This is a genomic window from Methanothermobacter thermautotrophicus (assembly GCF_014889545.1).
Taxonomy (GTDB): Archaea; Methanobacteriota; Methanobacteria; order Methanobacteriales; family Methanothermobacteraceae; genus Methanothermobacter; species Methanothermobacter thermautotrophicus_A.
Genome location: NZ_QKOF01000006.1, coordinates 1 through 16,371, shown reverse-complemented (window position 1 = coordinate 16,371; position 16,371 = coordinate 1). Strand labels below are relative to the sequence as shown.

Here is a 16,371-nt window from a genome sequence, read left to right as displayed (position 1 = left end):
TTTCACACCTTACTTGCAGGTTTTATTGATATTATAAGGTTTTCATCTGATATCTTCCATTCCTTGGTGTATTCGAGTTCAGAGTAGTCAAAGGAGAGTGTGGCTGCCCTTACCTCGTTCTCTATGAACTCCCTCTGGGGTTCCGTGAGTTCCCTGAATTCTTCGCTGCATTTAACTGAGACCTCTATGGTGGCCTCAACGTCCAGGTCAAGGTCCTTCCTCATATCCTGGATTCTCCTTACAAGTTCACGGGCCATTGCCTCGCTCAGGATCTCAGGTGTGAGTTCTGTGTCGATGAACACACTTCCCCCATCGAACTGGGCGCTCACTATGTTCTCTGGAAGCTCTGTTTCAAATATTATATCCTCAGATGTGAGTTTGAATTTCTTACCATTAGCTTCAACCGTGAACTCGCCATCAGATTCCAGTGCAGCCTTCACTGCTGATCCGTCTGCAGCTTCAAGTTCCCTCATCACCAGGGGCATGTCCTGCCTCAGCCTGGGACCCAGGGTTGCAGGGTTTGGTCTGGCGATTATCTTCATGTCAGGGAACTCAGTTGCTGTTTTGATGGACTTTGCATTGGCTTGCTCCGCTATAACACCCTTAAGGGCCTCTGCAGCCCTCAGAGCCTCTTCATCCTCAGACACGACCACAATCTCCCTGACAGGCCATCTGAGCTTGTACCTTGCGGTGTCCCTGGCCCTTGCGCAGGCCTCTATTATCTCCCTGACGGTATCCATATCGGCCTCAAGCTGGATGTCAACTGCCCCCTCATCCATGGTCCAGTCAAGCATGTGTATGCTCTCTGGTGAATCCGGTTCGGCTCCCCTGACAAGGTTCTGGTAGATGTCCTCGCATACGTGGGGTGCCACCGGTGACAGGGTGATTATGAGTGTCTTGAGGACAGTGTAGAGGGTGTGGTAGGCTGCGAGTTTATCGGGGTCATCCCTTTCTATCCAGGTTCGACTCCTTATCAGCCTTATGTACCAGCGGCTGAGGTCCTCGACTATGAAGTCATGGATTTCACGGGTGGCCCTGTGGAAGTGGAGGTTTTCAATGGCCTCTGTGACCTTAAGTGTCACGGAGTTGATCCTTGAGAGGATCCAGCGGTCCTCATCCCTGAAGCTAAGATCCTCAACCCTGTGGTCCCCTGGCTGGAACCTGTCAAGGGACATGTAGGTCGTTGCGAATACATATACGTTCCACAGGATGTTGAACATCTTGTTGACGTTCCTGAGCTCATCCCATACAAATTTGAGGTCCTCCCATGGCTTGTTTGCCCAGAGGAGATAGAACCTCAGGACGTCGGCTCCATACTTCTCTATGACATCCTCGGGTTCAACAACGTTTCCCAGGGATTTGCTCATCTTACGGCCCTCTTCATCCAGGGTGAATCCGTGCATGAGGACCCTCCTGTAGGGGACCTCGTCCAGGGCGATGACACCGCATCCCAGCTGTGAGTAGAACCATCCGCGGGTCTGGTCATGGCCCTCGGTTATGAAGTCGTAGGGGAACCATTCCCGGAAGAGTTCCTTATCAGAGGGGTAGTGGAGGGCTGCCCACCCAGCCACCCCTGAGTCTATCCAGACATCCAGGACGTCGGGTGTCCTCTTCATCCTCCCGCCGCATTCACCGCATTCAAGGACTATCCTGTCCACGTGGGGCCTGTGGATGAAGTCCCCCTCGAGTTCTCCCTCAACTGCCAGCTCCCTGAGTTCATCTATGGATCCAACCACGTGTATGCTGTCACATTCCTCACATATCCATATTGGTATGGGTATTCCCCAGTACCTCTGCCTTGAGATGGTCCAGTCGCGTGCATTCTCTATCCAGTTCCTGAACCTGCTCTCCCCTGCCCATGATGGGACCCACTGGACCCTGTCAAGTTCCCTCAGCATCTTATCCTTTATCTCGGTTATCTTGAGGAACCACTGCTCTGTTGCAAGGTATATTATGGGTGTTTTGCACCTCCAGCAGAACCCGTACCTGTGGCTTATGGTCCCGGCCCTCAGGAGAAGACCCTTCGATCTGAGGTCCTCTATTATGTCTGCGTCGGCATCCTTGACAAATTTGCCCTCATATTTCCCTGCCTCATCTGTGAAGACACCGGCCTCGTCCACTGGACATACTATCCTGAGTCCATAAACTTTACCTATCTCGAAGTCCTCTGGACCATGGCCCGGTGCTGTGTGGACGCACCCTGTACCCTCTGTCAGGGTCACGTGGTCCCCCAGGATCACCCTGTGTTCGATCTCCCTGTGTATTGGCACCTCATCATCCAGGGGGTGCCTGTAGGTTAAACCTTCAAGTTCAGCCCCCCTGACCTTCTTTATGATCTCAGCCTCTTCACCAAGCACCTTCTCAACCAGTGCCTCTGCCATTATGTAGGTTTCTCCATCAAGGCGTGCATGGGCGTATTCAAAATCAGGGTGAACCGCCACCGCCATGTTCGCAGGGAGGGTCCAGGGGGTGGTTGTCCATACCAGTATGTGGGTGTCCCCTGAGACAGGGAACTTCACGTAGATCGATGGGTCCTCCTTATCATGGTAGTCTATCTCTGCCAGGGCCAGGGCTGTTTCACATCGGGGGCACCAGGTTATAACCCTCAGATCCCTCACAAGGAGGTCCTTCTCATGGGCCCTTTTGAGGGTCCACCAGCAGGATTCCATGTAGGCAGGGTCAAAGGTGACATAGGGGTCATCCCAGTCCATCCATACCCCGAGGCGCTGGAACTGGCCTGTCATGACGGCCTTATTCTCCACGGCAAATTCCCTGCATTTATTGACGAATTCCTCGATTCCGATCTTATCCTCAATGTCCTTCTTGCTCCTGACACCCAGGAGTCCCTCGACCTTGTGTTCGATGGGGAGGCCATGGGTGTCCCATCCAGGTTGCCTCCTGACATTGAACCCCTTCATCGACTTGAAACGGAGGTATGTATCCTTCATTATCTTGTTCCATGCTGTTCCAAGGTGAATCCTTCCACTGCAGTAGGGTGGACCGTCAAGGAATGAATAGCGTGGCCTGTCCTCCCTCAGTTCCTTCACCCGTTCATAGATGTCCCTTTCTTCCCAGAAACTCTGTACCTTTTCCTCGATCCTTTGGGGTCTGTAGGATTTTTCGGCTTCCTGGATTGGCATGTGCTTCTCCCTCAGCTGGATATTAGAAGGTCCTGAGCTGTCCCTTCACTAGCATCTCGGTTATGCTGGGTATGTCCTCCAGCCAGGCGTCCATGACGCCTGAAACCTTCCCTGTGACTTCTTCCATTCTGTACCCGTCCTCAAGAATCAGCTGGGCCGTTGCAGCCTTGGGGTGGTCAATGGGTTTTCCTATCTGGCTCAGTATCATTATGTGGACCTGTTTAACACCCTCAACACTTTCAACTATATCCCCTGCCATCTGGTTTGATAGGAGGTTGTAGATCTTACCCACATGGTTTATGGGGTTCTTACCTGAGGTCGCCTCCATCGACATGGGCCTGTTGGGTGTTATGAGTCCATTGGCCCTGTTACCCCTTCCAACTGATCCATCGTCACCCATCTCTGCTGATGTTCCGGTTACGGTGATGTAGACTGAGGGTTCATCATCCTCACAGCGGTCTGCAGTGTTCACAAAGACCTCAAGGTTCCTGTCTGTGAGTTTTGAGGCTATTTTGAAGACCTCATCCTTCACAATATTCTTGACCTCCAGGTACTCCTCAAGGTCTGAGACGTACCTGTCAACCATTGCACAGGCGACTGTGAGTGTTATGTTGTCATTCTCCCTCAGACCCATGACCTTTATGTCCTCACCAACTGCAGGGTGCTTCTTCTTGAATTCAGGGGAGTTAAGGAGGTTCTCTGCCTCCATGACTATCCTCTCTGTCTCTGAGAATGGGGCGAATCCGACCCCAAAGGAGGTGTCGTTTGATAGGGGTGCTCTACCCTTCCTTGCAAATACATCCCGGAGGTCCCCTGACCCGTGGCCGATCTTGCACTCAACCACGGTGCATGTTTCAACGTCAAGGTTCAGTATGTTCTCCTTGAGGTACTCCTTGGCAGCTGATATGGCTATCCTGTCGAGGCCTATCTTCTCACCATCAACCTCTGCTATACCCCTTCCTGTGAGGAGTATCTCCATGGGTTTTATGACCTCTCCGCCTCCAAACTGGGGAGCTGACTCGCCGGCTGTTATCTGGACCTCGTCTGTGTTGTGGTGCATTATTGCGCCGAACCTGTCAAGGTAGGCGTTGCATAGGGCCCGGCTCACTGACTCAGCAATCCCATCACTTATACTGTCAGGGTGCCCTATGCCCTTCCTTTCAACTATCTCCACCTTCTGGTCCTCGATTGGTGTCTGGTTAAGGGGTTCAACGATAATATTTCTCACAATGATAACCTCCTGATGAATATCCACAATAATGGTTTATGGTTTTGAGATGATGATATAAATAAATATAGACATCCTGTTCATGGAGAAATTTATGAGGGGGAGAAATTATGATGAAAACAGAGGTCATTAATAAGACGCGGGGCACCACTCTGGGCGCCGTCAGATTTGCCAGAACATTCATGTCACGTTTCAGGGGATTGATGCTCCGCAGGGACGTTGAAACAGGACTGGTACTGGAGATACCTGAGGGTAGGGGTCGGTACGGATCAGGGATACACATGTTCTTCATGCTTGTCCCCCTTGACATCCTGTTCCTTGATGGGGATATGAGGGTGGTTGACACTGCAACCCTCAGGCCGTGGCAGCTATACAATCCTGCAGAACCTGCAAAGTATGTTATAGAACTCAGAGAGGGGAGTATCAGGGAATCAAAAACCGAGGTGGGGGATGTACTGGAATTCAGGGCCCTTTAATCCTGAAAGGACCGGTCCAACCCCCCTCAAGACAGCGGCAAATCAAGAGCAGATTTAGAACTAGCCGGCACGTTTCATTATCTCAGAAATGGCTACCTCAGCCACCCGCCTTACCATCGGGCTCTCATCATCAAGGAGCACCTCAAGGTCAGGGATTGAGTCCTCATCACCAAGTATCCCGAGTGCCAGGGCACATGCATACCTGACTCCAGCTTTATCATCCGAGAGGTGCCTCCTGATGGGTTCAACCGCCCTGGGATCATCAAAGGTTGCAAGGGCTAGTGCTGCAGCCTCCCTCACATGGTAGTCCTCATCATCAAGGGCTTCAATGAGTGGACCAACGGCACGCGGGTCAGCCACCTCTGCAAGGAGTTCCACTGCATCCTCACGCACCACCCAGTCAGGGTCCTTGAGTTCCTCCAGAAGAAAGTCTATTCTCTTAACCTCCAAATAAACACCCCCATACCTTTCTATGACTTTAAAATAAATTAAGTTTTTGGCAGGGGACTATGAGATTTTAGTGAATTGGAAGGGATGTTTTTTCTGGAAAAGGTGGCAGTATCACTGAATGGATGGTATGTTACCTGGAATGTCCTCCGGTCTCTCAAAAACCTTTATGCCATCCATTGAAGCGAGTCTTGCCGTATTCCTTATATCAACTTCCCTCATGTGTATGGTTATGATCCTGCCCCCTGAGACAGCTCCGTGGGGACAGGCCCTTCTGCATGCACCGCAGCCCCTGCAGCTGAGTAGTCTTATCTCAACACCGGGGACTATGGCGTCCTCAGGGCATGCTGCAGCCGCAAGGCATGGTTCGCATCCCCTGCAGAGCTCAAGTTCAAGTTTTGATGGGAGCACTGTCTCAACGTCGCCCTCCTCAAGGTCAACAGGTACGCAGTAAACCGGCACCCCCCCCTTGCCTGCCTGGGCCACCGCATTGGTGACAAGGGTGTCTGCTATGCCGTGGACGATCTTGGCCACGGTGTTGGATGTTACAGGTGAGGCCACCAGGAGGTCATATCTGCCCATGGAGAGCCTCCCTGTTATGGGGAAACTGTAGCCCTCCTCCCCTTCGGTGATCAGTTCCCTGTAGTAACCTCCTGAAAGTCTTTTAACCCTTTCAAAGAGGCCGTACATCTTCAGGACCTCCTCCGCTGCACCAGAGAGCAGTATGGTCACATCGTGTCCCCCTTTAACTGTGGCCTCCAGTGCCTCGACGCTTTCCAGGAGGAGGTGACCGGCCCCTGTGAATGCCCAGGCAATCCTCATCTACTGGATCTCCATGTACTTGTAGGCCTCCGACTCCTCAAAGGCGTAGTGGACACGGGTATATGATGACATGAACTCTGCAACCTCATCCCTGACATCCTTTCCGTCCATTACAACCCTCTTGATGTACTCTGCAACCTCTGACATCTCTGACTCCTTCATACCCCTCCTTGTTATCTCCTGTGTACCTATGCGTATCCCTGATGGGTCGTCTGACCTGTTCACATCATCCCATGGGAGCAGGTTCTTGTTGAGTATTATATTGTTGGCCTCGAGCCTCTTTGAGATCTCGGCTGCCCTTCCAATGTCAGAGACATCCATCACCACCTGGTGGGACTCTGTGAAGTCAAGGTGCTCACATAGCACGTTGAATCCAAGTTCATGAAGGTTCTCGGCAAGTTTCCTGGCATTCTTAATTGTCTGGGCTGCATATTCAGCACCGAATTCCAGCATCTCTGCCGTTGCTATGCCAAGGCCTGCCACGTGGTGGAGGTGGTGGTTGCTCACAAGGCCCGGGAACACCGCCTCATCTATGTCAGCTGCAAGTTCCTCCCTGCAGAGGATTATACCGCCCTGTGGGCCCGGGAAGGTCTTGTGGGTGCTTCCAACAAGCATGTCGGCGCCCTCACGTAGTGGGTCCTGGAAGTAGCCCCCTGCAATGAGGCCCAGGACATGGGCACCATCGTACATTATCCTTGCCCCCACCTCCTCGGCGGCCTCAAGAGCCTCCTCCACAGGGTGAGGGAAGAGGAAGAGGCTTCCGCCGAAGAGTATTATCCTTGGTTTAACCTCCAGTATCTTCTTCTTCATTGCATCGGCGTCTATGTTCATGTTCTCAAAGTCAAAGGGGTGTGTGTATATCTGGAAACCCCTTACACCGGCTGCGCTGACCTTGGCATGGGATATGTGGCCGCCATAGGGGACCTCCATGGCCATTATTGGGTCGCCGACGTCGGCTGTGGCGAAGAAACAGGCAAGGTTTGCCACCACGCCTGATGTTGGCTGGACGTTCGCATGTTCCGCCCTGAAGAGCCTCTTTGATAGTTCAATTGTTAACTCCTCAATCTCATCGATGTACCTGCAGCCCTCATAGAGCCTTTCACCGGGGAGGCCCTCTGCGTATCGGTGGGATAGATCCGATAGGAGGGCCTCCTTCACCCTTGAACTTGTTATGTTTTCACTTGCTATGAGGTTGATGCTTGACTCCATCCAGCTGTTATGGTCCTTCATAAGCTGTCTGATCTTCTCGGTGTAATCCTGATTTGTGACCATGAAAATCATCTCCATTAGGAAATAGTTGCAATGACAATATAAAAATTGGTGTTAAATTCCATGCCCCGCTGCAATGACAATATAAATAACTGGTTTTTGGTGGGGATTCAGAAACAGATCCTTTTCAGGATATCGTGTCAGTTTAGAAAAATAAAATGAGTTGATGGGGTGAACCCATCTATTTTGCCTGTTCGTTGAGTGCAGCTTCGATCTGGGCCATGATCTGCTTGGTCCTGAAGTGCTGCTGGTCCATGGCACCTGATGGGCATGCTGCCACACAGGTTCCGCATCCCTTACAGAGGGCCACGTTAACGTTTGCATGGCCTTCCTCTATGCTTATGGCACCGAATGGACACAGTTCGATGCAGACCTCACATCCACCGCAGACATCAGAGTCTGTCACGGCAACGATTGGCTCGATTTCCACTTCACCCTTAACCATTGGTATTGCTGCACGTGCAGCTGCACCTGATGCCTGTGCAACAGCGTCAGGAATGTCCTTTGGACCCTGAGCCACACCTGCTAGGTACACACCGTCTGTCAGGGTGTCAACAGGCCTGAGTTTTGGGTGTGCTTCCATGAGGAATCCATCTGCAGATTTGGATAGACCGATGGTCTGTCTGAGTTTTTCAGAGCCCTCTGGTGGTACGAGTCCAACACCGAGTACAACCATGTCGTAGTCGTACTCTGTGACCTTACCGAGGAGTGTGTCCTCTGATCTCACTGTGAGTGTCAGGTCAGGGTTCTCGATGATCTCAGCAGGTCGACCCCTGATGAACTTGATTCCATATTTCTCCTGTGAACGTTTGTAGAATTCCTCGAATCCTTTACCGAATGCCCTTATGTCCATGTAGTAGAGTGTAACCTCGGTGTCAGGCATCTTGTCCTTTATGAGCTGTGCGTTCTTCATGATGTACATGCAGCAGACACGGGAACAGTATGGTTTTCCGATCTGCTCGTCCCTTGAACCGACACAGTGTATGAAGGCAACCCTCTTGGGTTTTTCACCGTCTGATGGTTTGATGACCTTACCATCGGTTGGACCTGAGGCGTTGATCATCCTCTCAAGTTCAAGACCGGTTATTACGTTTGTGTGTCTGCCGTAACCGTATTCAAGCTTCTCGGTTGGGTCGTAGGCATCGTATCCTGTGGCCACGATTATTGTACCCACTTCGATTTCGATCTCTTCTGGTTCCTGGTCATGCTTAACGGCTCCCCTCTCACAGATCTCATCACAGAGCATGCACTCTATACAGTAGTCCTTGTCGATGGTTGCGCAGAGTGGAACTGCCTGTGGGAATGGTATGTAGACCGCCTTGGTCATTCCGATTCCCTCGTCGAAGTAGTTTGGCATTTCAATCGGACATACCTCGACACAGGAACCGCATCCGGTACACAGATCTTCATCTATGTATCTTGGTTTCTTCTCGATTTTGACCTTGAAGTTACCTATGTAACCGTCAACTTCCTTAACCTCGGCGTAGGTTATGAGTTCTATGTTGTCGTGTTTACCGACGTCCACCATTTTAGGTGCGAGGATACACATTGAACAGTCAAGGGTTGGGAATGTCTTGTCGAGCTGACCCATCCTTCCTGAGATACTTGGCCTCTTCTCAACCATGTAGGTCTTGAATCCCATGTCAGCCAGGTCAAGGGCTGTCTGTATACCTGCAACCCCACCACCGATGACCAGGGCCTTGTCATCCACACTGACCTTTGATGCTTCCAGGGGTTCCAGGAGCCTTGCCTTGGCAACAGCCATCCTCACAAGGTCCTTGGCCTTCTCTGTTGCACCCTCAGGGTTGTCCATGTGGACCCAGGAGTCCTGTTCCCTGAGGTTTGCGAATTCGAAGAGGAACTGGTTGAGACCTGCCTCCTCAACACATCTCCTGAAGGTTGGTTCGTGGAGCCTTGGGGAACATGCAGCCACAACAACCCTGTTCAGTCCGAGCTCCTTGATGTCCTTCTGTATCTCCAGCTGGCCTGGGTCTGAACAGTAGTACTTGTAGTCCTTTGAAACTACAACGTTGGGCAATTTTGCAGCGTAGTCCCTGACAGCTTCTATGTCAACCACACCGCCGATGTTCACACCGCAGTGGCAGACGTAAACACCAATCCTTGGTTCTTCCATTGTTTCTTCTTTTTTTTCTTCTGCCATTAGATCACCTTGCATAGGGGTATCTAGCAATGATAGTCATTTGATGTAAGGTATACCACAGTGCTAAATAAATATTTCTATCAAAAACTTTAAGTAAGGTTTATATACTATTACACTTTTCTCAGTTTTTTTTCGGGTATATTAAATAAATGTTTATTTTGTGTGTATTTTGCTATGACTTTTTAGAGCACAACTGACCAGAGGGGTAACGACACGAGGCTGAGGATGGTGCTCATGAATATGCAGGATGATACCAGGTCCACATCCAGGTCATTCTCAATTGCAAGTACCGCTGCAAGCATTGCAGAGGGCATTGAAGCCTCAAGTACCGTGACAGAGAAGTTAATTCCCCTGAATGCAAGGACATATGCGATCCCAGCCGCAATCAAGGGGGATACGAAGAGCCTCAGGGCGCTTACAAAGGCTGCATCGGTCACAGAGTCCCTTAAAAACCTGAAGTTGAGTGTAAGGCCCAGGGATATCATTATGAGTGGTACCGCCGCCCCTGAGAGGTATCCAAGGATTTTTCCTGCAATCCCTGTGGGGAGTCCACAGATGTTGAAGGTAACCCCAAGCAGGAATGCCCAGATGGGTGGGAAGGACAAGGCCCTCCTCATGATCCTTGAACTGCCGCCGGATCGGTGGGAGAGAAGAAGACCGAGGGATGTGAACATGAGCGTGGTGCCTGTATCATAGAATATGGCCCTCACCAGTCCCTCTGACCCGAATATCCCTGCTGTGACAGGGTAACCCAGGAACCCTGAGTTCATCATGGCTGCAGCTACCATTAATCCCCACCTTTTACCCGGGTCCAGACCCCTTCTGCTGGCCCAGAGATATGCCATTGCCCCTGCAATGATTCCGGTAATCATACAGATGAGGGGTATGAGTGCCAGGGTGGAGATCCCCGAGAGGTCTGCACGGTAGATGGAAGTGAATATGAGGGATGGTATGGCCACGTTGATGACAACCCTGTTGAGGGTGGATGCATCCTCCTCGCCGAGAACCCGGAGGACCTTGAGGATGTATCCGATGAGGACAAGGACCAGGACCGACAGCACTGTCTCAGTGGAGCCCATAAAAATCAAAAAAGGAGTCAGGTTTAATCAACGATACCCGCGGTTGTTATCTTGAAGACGCACTCGCCCTCGGGCAGGTGGGGACTGTCAACCAGCCTGGCTATCCTCTTACCTGCAAGTCCCTTCTTGAGCCAGATACGGTAGGTCGCGGCGTGACCGAGCACGTGGCCACCTATGGCCTTGGTTGGGCTTCCAAAGAATGCGTCCGGTCTGGCCTGGACCTGGTTTGTGACAAATACCGCGGCGTTGTAGGTGTTTGCTATGTTCTGGAGGGTGTGAAGGTGCTGGTTGAGTTTCTGCTGCCTTGTTGCAAGGGCCTCCCTCCCCACATACTCGGCCCTGAAGTGGGCGGTAAGGGAGTCCACAATCACAAGACGTATGTTCTTACCCTCCTGGATGAGTTCATTGACCTTCTCTGCCATGAGGATCTGATGGCTGGAATTGAAGGCCCTTGCAATGTGTATCTTATTCAGAACCTCCTCGAGGTCAAGTTCAAAGGCGTTTGCTATCTGCTCAATCCTCTCTGGACGGAATGTGTTCTCTGTGTCTATGAAAACAGCCTCCGCATCCAGTCCACCCTTATCCTCAGGAAGCTGAACAGTGACTGCAAGTTCATGGGACAGCTGACTCTTACCTGACCCGAATTCCCCGAAGACCTCGGTTATTGCCTGTGTCTCTATCCCGCCACCTATCAGTTCATCGAAGGCCTTGCTTCCAGTGGTGATCCTCCCCACATCCTTCCGTCTCTCCATGACATCGAAGGCTGTTTCAAAGTCTATCTTCTCGGCCCTTCTGGCGGCCTCTATCACCTTCTCAGCCACGCCCTCACCGATCTCCGCCTTAACAGAGAGTTCCTTGGCTGTGGCTGTTGCAAGACGCATCATATCGCCGAAACCTGCGTCCCTTAATTTCTGTGCTGTTTTAGCCCCTACATTTGGTAGATCTTCCAGTTCAACCATTTTAATCTCCCTTAAATCTTTAATGATAATCTGGATAGGTTAAAGTTCCACCTTCACAACCTTTCTGGGTATGAACCTTAGCTCCTCGCTGTAGACATCCATGTCTGCATTGCCGATAACCCTTACAGTTACCCCATTAAGATCCTCCACACGTTCTTCAAGTGCAGATTCATCGGCAGACTGGTTGATAATGTTCACAACTTCCTCTGTTGACATTCCAAGGATATTCTCTGCCTCCCTCCCAAAGAAGGTTATCATGACCTCTCCGGTGTCGTCCATGATCCTGCCAGGTATCATGAGGAGGTAGCGTGGTTCGTCCACCAGGGCGCCGCAGAAGTTGCATATGTTCTCCTCGCTGAGATCAAGCCTTTCCTTGCAGGATGGGCACTTTATTGAAAGGACGCGTCTCCCTGACATCTCGGTCAGCTCGCCCTCTATGAGGACGTTCCTTGAGTTCTCCTCCAGATCCCCGATGGCGACCTGGGGGTATAGCATCTCCTGTAGTTCATTGAAGGATGGGAGGTCCCCTATGTCCCTTTCAGTGGCCGGTTCAATCCTTGAACTTCTTCCTATGCTGAGTTCAAGTCTTTCCCCACCCATATCATCGCGGTAAACCACGCGGGGATTTTCTATCTTCACGGGGTCCCCTATGCTCAGAGGTTTCTCAGCAGCGTCGTCCCATAGGCTCGCCCTTATTGATCCCGTGCCATCGGCGAATTCAACCGTCCTCACAAGTCCGGGGGTGCCGTCACCCCTCTGAAACTCCCTGGGTTCAAAGAGGTCAACGACCCTTGCAATTATCCTTATGTTCCTGTCGTCCTCCTCAAGGTCAGCTATCTTCTTTGTCTGGTAGAGCATCTCCTCAAGTTCCTCAAAGGATGGTAGGTCCTCCATATCCTCTGGTAGTGGTTCAACTATCCTTGTTGTTCTACCGGCGCTGATTTCCACGCTGTAGAGTCCAAGCCTTATACGTGCGTTCTCTATTCTAACTGCATCACCAATTTTCAGGGGTTTTTCGGCCTTTTCATCCCAGAGGCTGACCCTTATTTTGCCTGTCTCATCGGCGAGTTCCATTGACCTCACGATTCCGGTCCCCTCGTCCCTCTCAAATTCCCTGGGGTCGCTGAGGCTGAAGATCCTTCCAACAACGTCGACTTCCTCTCCCTCATCCTCCATCTCAAGTATCTCAGATATCTTCATTGGCCTCATCTGTTCCCTGTACTCCTCCAGTACCTTCAGAAGTGTGCCGTCAGATTCAGGGTTAACTGTTATGCGGGTGTTGAAGTTGGTGTTTATCCTGTAGGACTGGTTGAAGTCATCGAACTCGACATTGGCCCCTGCTATCCTGATGATATCCCCCTTGTTTATTTTGATGCGTGTATCCTCATCCCAGAGGGTCACCCTCGCAGACCCGGTGTCATCTGCAATTTCAATGGACCTCACGGAACCTGTTGTGCCGTCGTTTCTCTCAAATTCCACCGGGTCATTGACCTTTGTCACAAGGCCCATTACAGTAACGTTTCTCATCTCATGGAGGTCCCCTATCTTCACAAGCTCCTCCCTGAATTCAGGTACATCGTATTCACCGGGAATCACCCTTGTGAGGCTGGTGTGGGTGAGGGTAACCTTATCGTCCCTTCTCCTGGTCTGGGCCCAGAGTATCTTCACTGCATCACCCTCCTTCAGTCCCAGTTCCTTGACGAGGCTGACGTCATTGTTCCAGAGGGTGTAGGTTGTTGAACCCGTTGAATCCATGATGTCCAGGGAGATGAACCTGCCCTCCCTGCCATCCCTTTCAAAGGTCCTAACACGGGATATTCCGGTTATCCTCGCTATGACGCTGACCTCCTCATCCTCCACCAGATCAGCTATGGGGGTTATCTCCTCCCGGTACTCAGGGAAGTCAGGGTACTCCTCAGGGTCAAGGACCTCCACGGTGGATCTTGGCATGAGGTGGGCCTCCTTTCTCCCGCCGAATCCTCCCCTTATTTTAACATCCTTTATCCGTATCACGTCGCCCTCCCTGAACTTCTTGAGGAGCTTTATGTTCTCTGTCCAGAACACGGCCCTGAGCTCCCCTGTGTTATCTGCGAGTATTACATTGGCGAGTTTCCCCTCCCTTCCCTTCCGGGTGGTGAAGGTTCTGGGGCTCGATATCTTCATGACCCTCCCTGTCACCGGTGTTTCGGCTCCCTCCTCAAGCTTGGATATTGTGTCCATCCTGTGCTCGGGTTTCTCGGACAGCATGGTGTTTTCTTCCTTCAGGATCTCATCAACGACTGTCGATGCGATTGCAAGGTCATCCATGAATCCGATGTCACCCAGTTCCTCTTTCCTTTTCTCTATGAGTTCATGAAATTCCTCGGGGGAGATCCTGTCCTTAATTCTTTCATATTCCCTCTTCAATTCTTCCTTCATTTGGGTCCCTCACTTGGTTAATAATATCACCTCCTGTCTATAAAAGACTTGGTGAGGTTCTGAAAACTAATAACTTATTACTATATATTTAAATCTTATTATCAAAGTATTTATAGGGACTGGTGAAAATATAGATGTAAAATCCAGACGAGTTTTTCAGTATGAAGGTAAAATGCAGTTATCCAGTGAACATGTGGGGACATGAGAAGGTTGAAGATGCTCTAATTTTCACAGAGTGCCCCATGGACCACTTGCTGGAACCCTTATGAACCCTTCAATTATTCTGCTAAAGGAGGATAGAAGATGTCTATGACTGTTTCTGAGAAGATACTTGCCAGGGCTTCAGGAAAAGATAAGGTAGAGGCCGGTGAAATAGTTATGGCGGATATAGATGTTGCCATGACCCACGACCTGACGGGTCCCCTGTCGGTTGAATCCTTCAGGGCGATAGGTGAGGACAGGGTCTGGGACCCTGAGAGAATCGTTGTGATATTCGATCACCAGGTCCCTGCAGACTCCATTGAAGCCGCCCAGAACCACATGATAATGAGGGACTTCGTGGAGGAGCAGGGAATAGGTAACTTCTATGATGTCCGGGAAGGCGTCTGCCACCAGGTGCTCCCTGAAAAGGGACACGTTGTGCCTGGTGAGGTCGTGGTGGGTACGGACTCCCACACCTGCACCCATGGAGCCCTCGGAGCCTTCGCAACAGGTATAGGTTCAACAGATATGGCCATGGTATTTGCAACAGGAAAACTGTGGTTCAGGGTCCCTGAAACCCTGAGATTCGAGGTTACAGGGAAACTCAGGGAACACGTGTATGCCAAGGATGTCATACTGAACATAATAGGGAGGGTGGGTGCCGATGGAGCCACCTACATGGCATGTGAATTTGCAGGTGAGACCGTCGCAGAAATGAGCGTATCAGACCGCATGGTCCTCTCAAATATGGCAATAGAGATGGGCGGGAAGACAGGGATAGTGGAACCCGACGAAAAAACCCTGAACTATGTTAGGAGGAGGTCAGATAAACCCTGGAGGGTATTCAAAACCGACCCTGACGCACCATCCCTCAGTATCATGGAGGTGGACGTTGCTGACCTTGAACCCCAGGTTGCCTGCCCCCACAACGTGGACAATGTTAAACCCGTCACTGAAGTTGAGGGGACAGAGATAGACCAGGTCTTCCTTGGTTCATGCACAAATGGGAGGCTCAGTGACCTCAGGGACGCCGCCGCCATACTGAAGAACAGGAAGGTCTCAGACAGGGTGAGGATGCTCGTGATACCCGCATCCAGGGAGGTATACCGCAGAGCCCTCGATGAGGGGCTGATTGAGATATTCGTGGATGCAGGAGCCCTTGTATGCAACCCCTGCTGCGGGCCGTGCCTTGGAGGACACGTTGGACTCGTTGGGCCGGGAGAGGTGAGCCTCTCAACCTCAAACAGGAACTTCAGGGGCAGGCAGGGAAGCCCCGAGGCAGAGGTCTACCTGTCATCAGCAGCCGTGGCAGCCGCATCTGCAGTGAAGGGCAGCATAACCCACCCTGGGAGTCTGAAGTAGAGGTGATGTTAATGAAAGGAAAGGTCTGGAAGTTCCCGGACGACGTGGACACCGACATAATCATACCTGGAAGGTACCTTGTAATGAGGGACCCTGAGAAACTGAAGGAACATGTGATGGAGGGGCTGGACCCTGAATTTCCGTCGAAGGTGAAGCCAGGTGACTTCATCGTCGCCGGAAAAAACTTCGGGTGCGGTTCATCAAGGGAGCACGCCCCCCTTGCCCTGAAGGGTGCCGGGATAGCCGCTGTAATCGCAGAGTCCTTTGCAAGGATATTCTACAGGAACGCCATAAACGTTGGAATACCCCTCCTTGAGGCCCCTGGAATAACAGAGAAACTCAGTGAGGGTGATGAGATAGAGGTGGACCTCGAGAGGGGTGTCATAATAAGGGGGGATGAGGAATTCCCCTTCAAGAAACTCCCTGACTTCATGGTTGAGATACTCGAAAGCGGAGGCCTGATACCCTACCTTAAGAAAAAGGGAGACTTTAAAGGGTGAAATCAATGAAGATAGCAGTCATACCAGGTGATGGAATCGGAGTGGAGGTGATGGAGGCAGCCCTCCACGTCCTTGACTCCCTTGACATGGAATTTGAATTCATGGAGGCTGATGCAGGGGATGCCTGCCTTGAGAGGACGGGGACGGCACTCCCGGAGGAGACCCTCGAAGTCGTGGGAGAATCCCGTGCAACCCTCTTCGGAGCCGCAGGTGAAAGCGCAGCCGACGTTATAGTCCGCTTGAGGCGTGAATTTGACCTTTTTGCGAATTTGAGGCCTGTTAAGTCCCTTCCTGGGGTCCCCTGCCTCT

General features: G+C 51.4%; 13 protein-coding genes. 4 read left to right on the top strand and 9 right to left on the bottom strand.

Annotation, left to right across the window (positions count from 1 at the left end):
• Positions 1–2: 2 nt before the first annotated feature.
• Together ileS and DNK57_RS04345 are read right to left on the bottom strand one after the other, a co-directional pair.
• On the bottom strand, positions 3–3,140 hold the full coding sequence (gene ileS / locus DNK57_RS04350) for an isoleucine--tRNA ligase (RefSeq protein WP_192961834.1): 3,138 nt from the start codon (positions 3,138–3,140) through the stop codon (positions 3–5).
• Between the two features lie 22 nt (positions 3,141–3,162).
• Positions 3,163–4,368, bottom strand: a complete 1,206-nt coding sequence (locus tag DNK57_RS04345) for a methionine adenosyltransferase (protein WP_192961833.1) — start codon at positions 4,366–4,368, stop codon at positions 3,163–3,165.
• 110 nt (positions 4,369–4,478) lie between these two features.
• Between DNK57_RS04345 and DNK57_RS04340 the strand changes: the two genes are divergently transcribed.
• Positions 4,479–4,844 (top strand): DUF192 domain-containing protein, encoded by a 366-nt coding sequence (locus DNK57_RS04340; RefSeq protein ID WP_192961832.1) that lies wholly within the window; start codon positions 4,479–4,481, stop codon positions 4,842–4,844.
• 60 nt (positions 4,845–4,904) lie between these two features.
• On the opposite strand, the gene DNK57_RS04335 is transcribed toward DNK57_RS04340, so the two are convergent.
• The 7 genes from DNK57_RS04335 to DNK57_RS04305 all read right to left on the bottom strand — a co-directional run bounded on the left by DNK57_RS04335 (position 4,905) and on the right by DNK57_RS04305 (position 13,999).
• Complete coding sequence (locus DNK57_RS04335) at positions 4,905–5,294, bottom strand: HEAT repeat domain-containing protein (RefSeq protein WP_192961831.1); 390 nt, start codon at positions 5,292–5,294, stop codon at positions 4,905–4,907.
• A 111-nt stretch (positions 5,295–5,405) separates the two neighbouring features.
• The gene (locus DNK57_RS04330) at positions 5,406–6,113 is read right to left on the bottom strand and encodes a dihydromethanopterin reductase (acceptor) (protein WP_192961830.1); all 708 of its coding nucleotides are present in this window, start codon (positions 6,111–6,113) and stop codon (positions 5,406–5,408) included.
• A complete protein-coding gene (gene glyA, locus DNK57_RS04325) occupies positions 6,114–7,385 on the bottom strand; it encodes a serine hydroxymethyltransferase (RefSeq protein ID WP_192961829.1) in 1,272 nt (423 codons plus the stop codon).
• 178 nt (positions 7,386–7,563) lie between these two features.
• The gene (gene hdrA, locus DNK57_RS04320; RefSeq protein WP_192961828.1) at positions 7,564–9,543 is read right to left on the bottom strand and encodes a H(2):CoB-CoM heterodisulfide ferredoxin reductase subunit HdrA; all 1,980 of its coding nucleotides are present in this window, start codon (positions 9,541–9,543) and stop codon (positions 7,564–7,566) included.
• 182 nt (positions 9,544–9,725) lie between these two features.
• A complete protein-coding gene (locus tag DNK57_RS04315) occupies positions 9,726–10,622 on the bottom strand; it encodes an AEC family transporter (RefSeq protein ID WP_226891062.1) in 897 nt (298 codons plus the stop codon).
• Between the two features lie 23 nt (positions 10,623–10,645).
• A complete protein-coding gene (radA, locus tag DNK57_RS04310) occupies positions 10,646–11,581 on the bottom strand; it encodes a DNA repair and recombination protein RadA (RefSeq protein ID WP_191216268.1) in 936 nt (311 codons plus the stop codon).
• Positions 11,582–11,620: 39 nt separating this feature from the next.
• The gene (locus DNK57_RS04305; RefSeq protein ID WP_192961826.1) at positions 11,621–13,999 is read right to left on the bottom strand and encodes an OB-fold nucleic acid binding domain-containing protein; all 2,379 of its coding nucleotides are present in this window, start codon (positions 13,997–13,999) and stop codon (positions 11,621–11,623) included.
• A 303-nt stretch (positions 14,000–14,302) separates the two neighbouring features.
• Between DNK57_RS04305 and hacA the strand changes: the two genes are divergently transcribed.
• From hacA to DNK57_RS04290, 3 genes are all read left to right on the top strand, one after another.
• Positions 14,303–15,562, top strand: a complete 1,260-nt coding sequence (gene hacA, locus DNK57_RS04300) for a homoaconitase large subunit (protein WP_192961825.1) — start codon at positions 14,303–14,305, stop codon at positions 15,560–15,562.
• Between the two features lie 11 nt (positions 15,563–15,573).
• Positions 15,574–16,062, top strand: a complete 489-nt coding sequence (locus DNK57_RS04295) for a 3-isopropylmalate dehydratase small subunit (RefSeq protein WP_192961824.1) — start codon at positions 15,574–15,576, stop codon at positions 16,060–16,062.
• Positions 16,063–16,067: 5 nt separating this feature from the next.
• A partial coding sequence (locus DNK57_RS04290) for an isocitrate/isopropylmalate family dehydrogenase (protein WP_264291555.1) occupies positions 16,068–16,371 on the top strand: 304 nt, incomplete at its 3' end.

Excerpts from the sequence above, each read along its gene's own strand:
- ileS (WP_192961834.1), bottom strand. The coding sequence starts at position 3,140 with ATGCCAATCCAGGAAGCCGAAAAATCCTACAGACCCCAAAGGATCGAG.
- DNK57_RS04340 (WP_192961832.1), top strand. The coding sequence starts at position 4,479 with ATGATGAAAACAGAGGTCATTAATAAGACGCGGGGCACCACTCTGGGC.
- DNK57_RS04330 (WP_192961830.1), bottom strand. The coding sequence starts at position 6,113 with ATGAGGATTGCCTGGGCATTCACAGGGGCCGGTCACCTCCTCCTGGAA.
- glyA (WP_192961829.1), bottom strand. The coding sequence starts at position 7,385 with ATGGTCACAAATCAGGATTACACCGAGAAGATCAGACAGCTTATGAAG.
- hdrA (WP_192961828.1), bottom strand. The coding sequence starts at position 9,543 with ATGGCAGAAGAAAAAAAAGAAGAAACAATGGAAGAACCAAGGATTGGT.
- DNK57_RS04315 (WP_226891062.1), bottom strand. The coding sequence starts at position 10,622 with ATGGGCTCCACTGAGACAGTGCTGTCGGTCCTGGTCCTTGTCCTCATC.
- radA (WP_191216268.1), bottom strand. The coding sequence starts at position 11,581 with ATGGTTGAACTGGAAGATCTACCAAATGTAGGGGCTAAAACAGCACAG.
- DNK57_RS04305 (WP_192961826.1), bottom strand. The coding sequence starts at position 13,999 with ATGAAGGAAGAATTGAAGAGGGAATATGAAAGAATTAAGGACAGGATC.
- hacA (WP_192961825.1), top strand. The coding sequence starts at position 14,303 with ATGTCTATGACTGTTTCTGAGAAGATACTTGCCAGGGCTTCAGGAAAA.
- DNK57_RS04295 (WP_192961824.1), top strand. The coding sequence starts at position 15,574 with ATGAAAGGAAAGGTCTGGAAGTTCCCGGACGACGTGGACACCGACATA.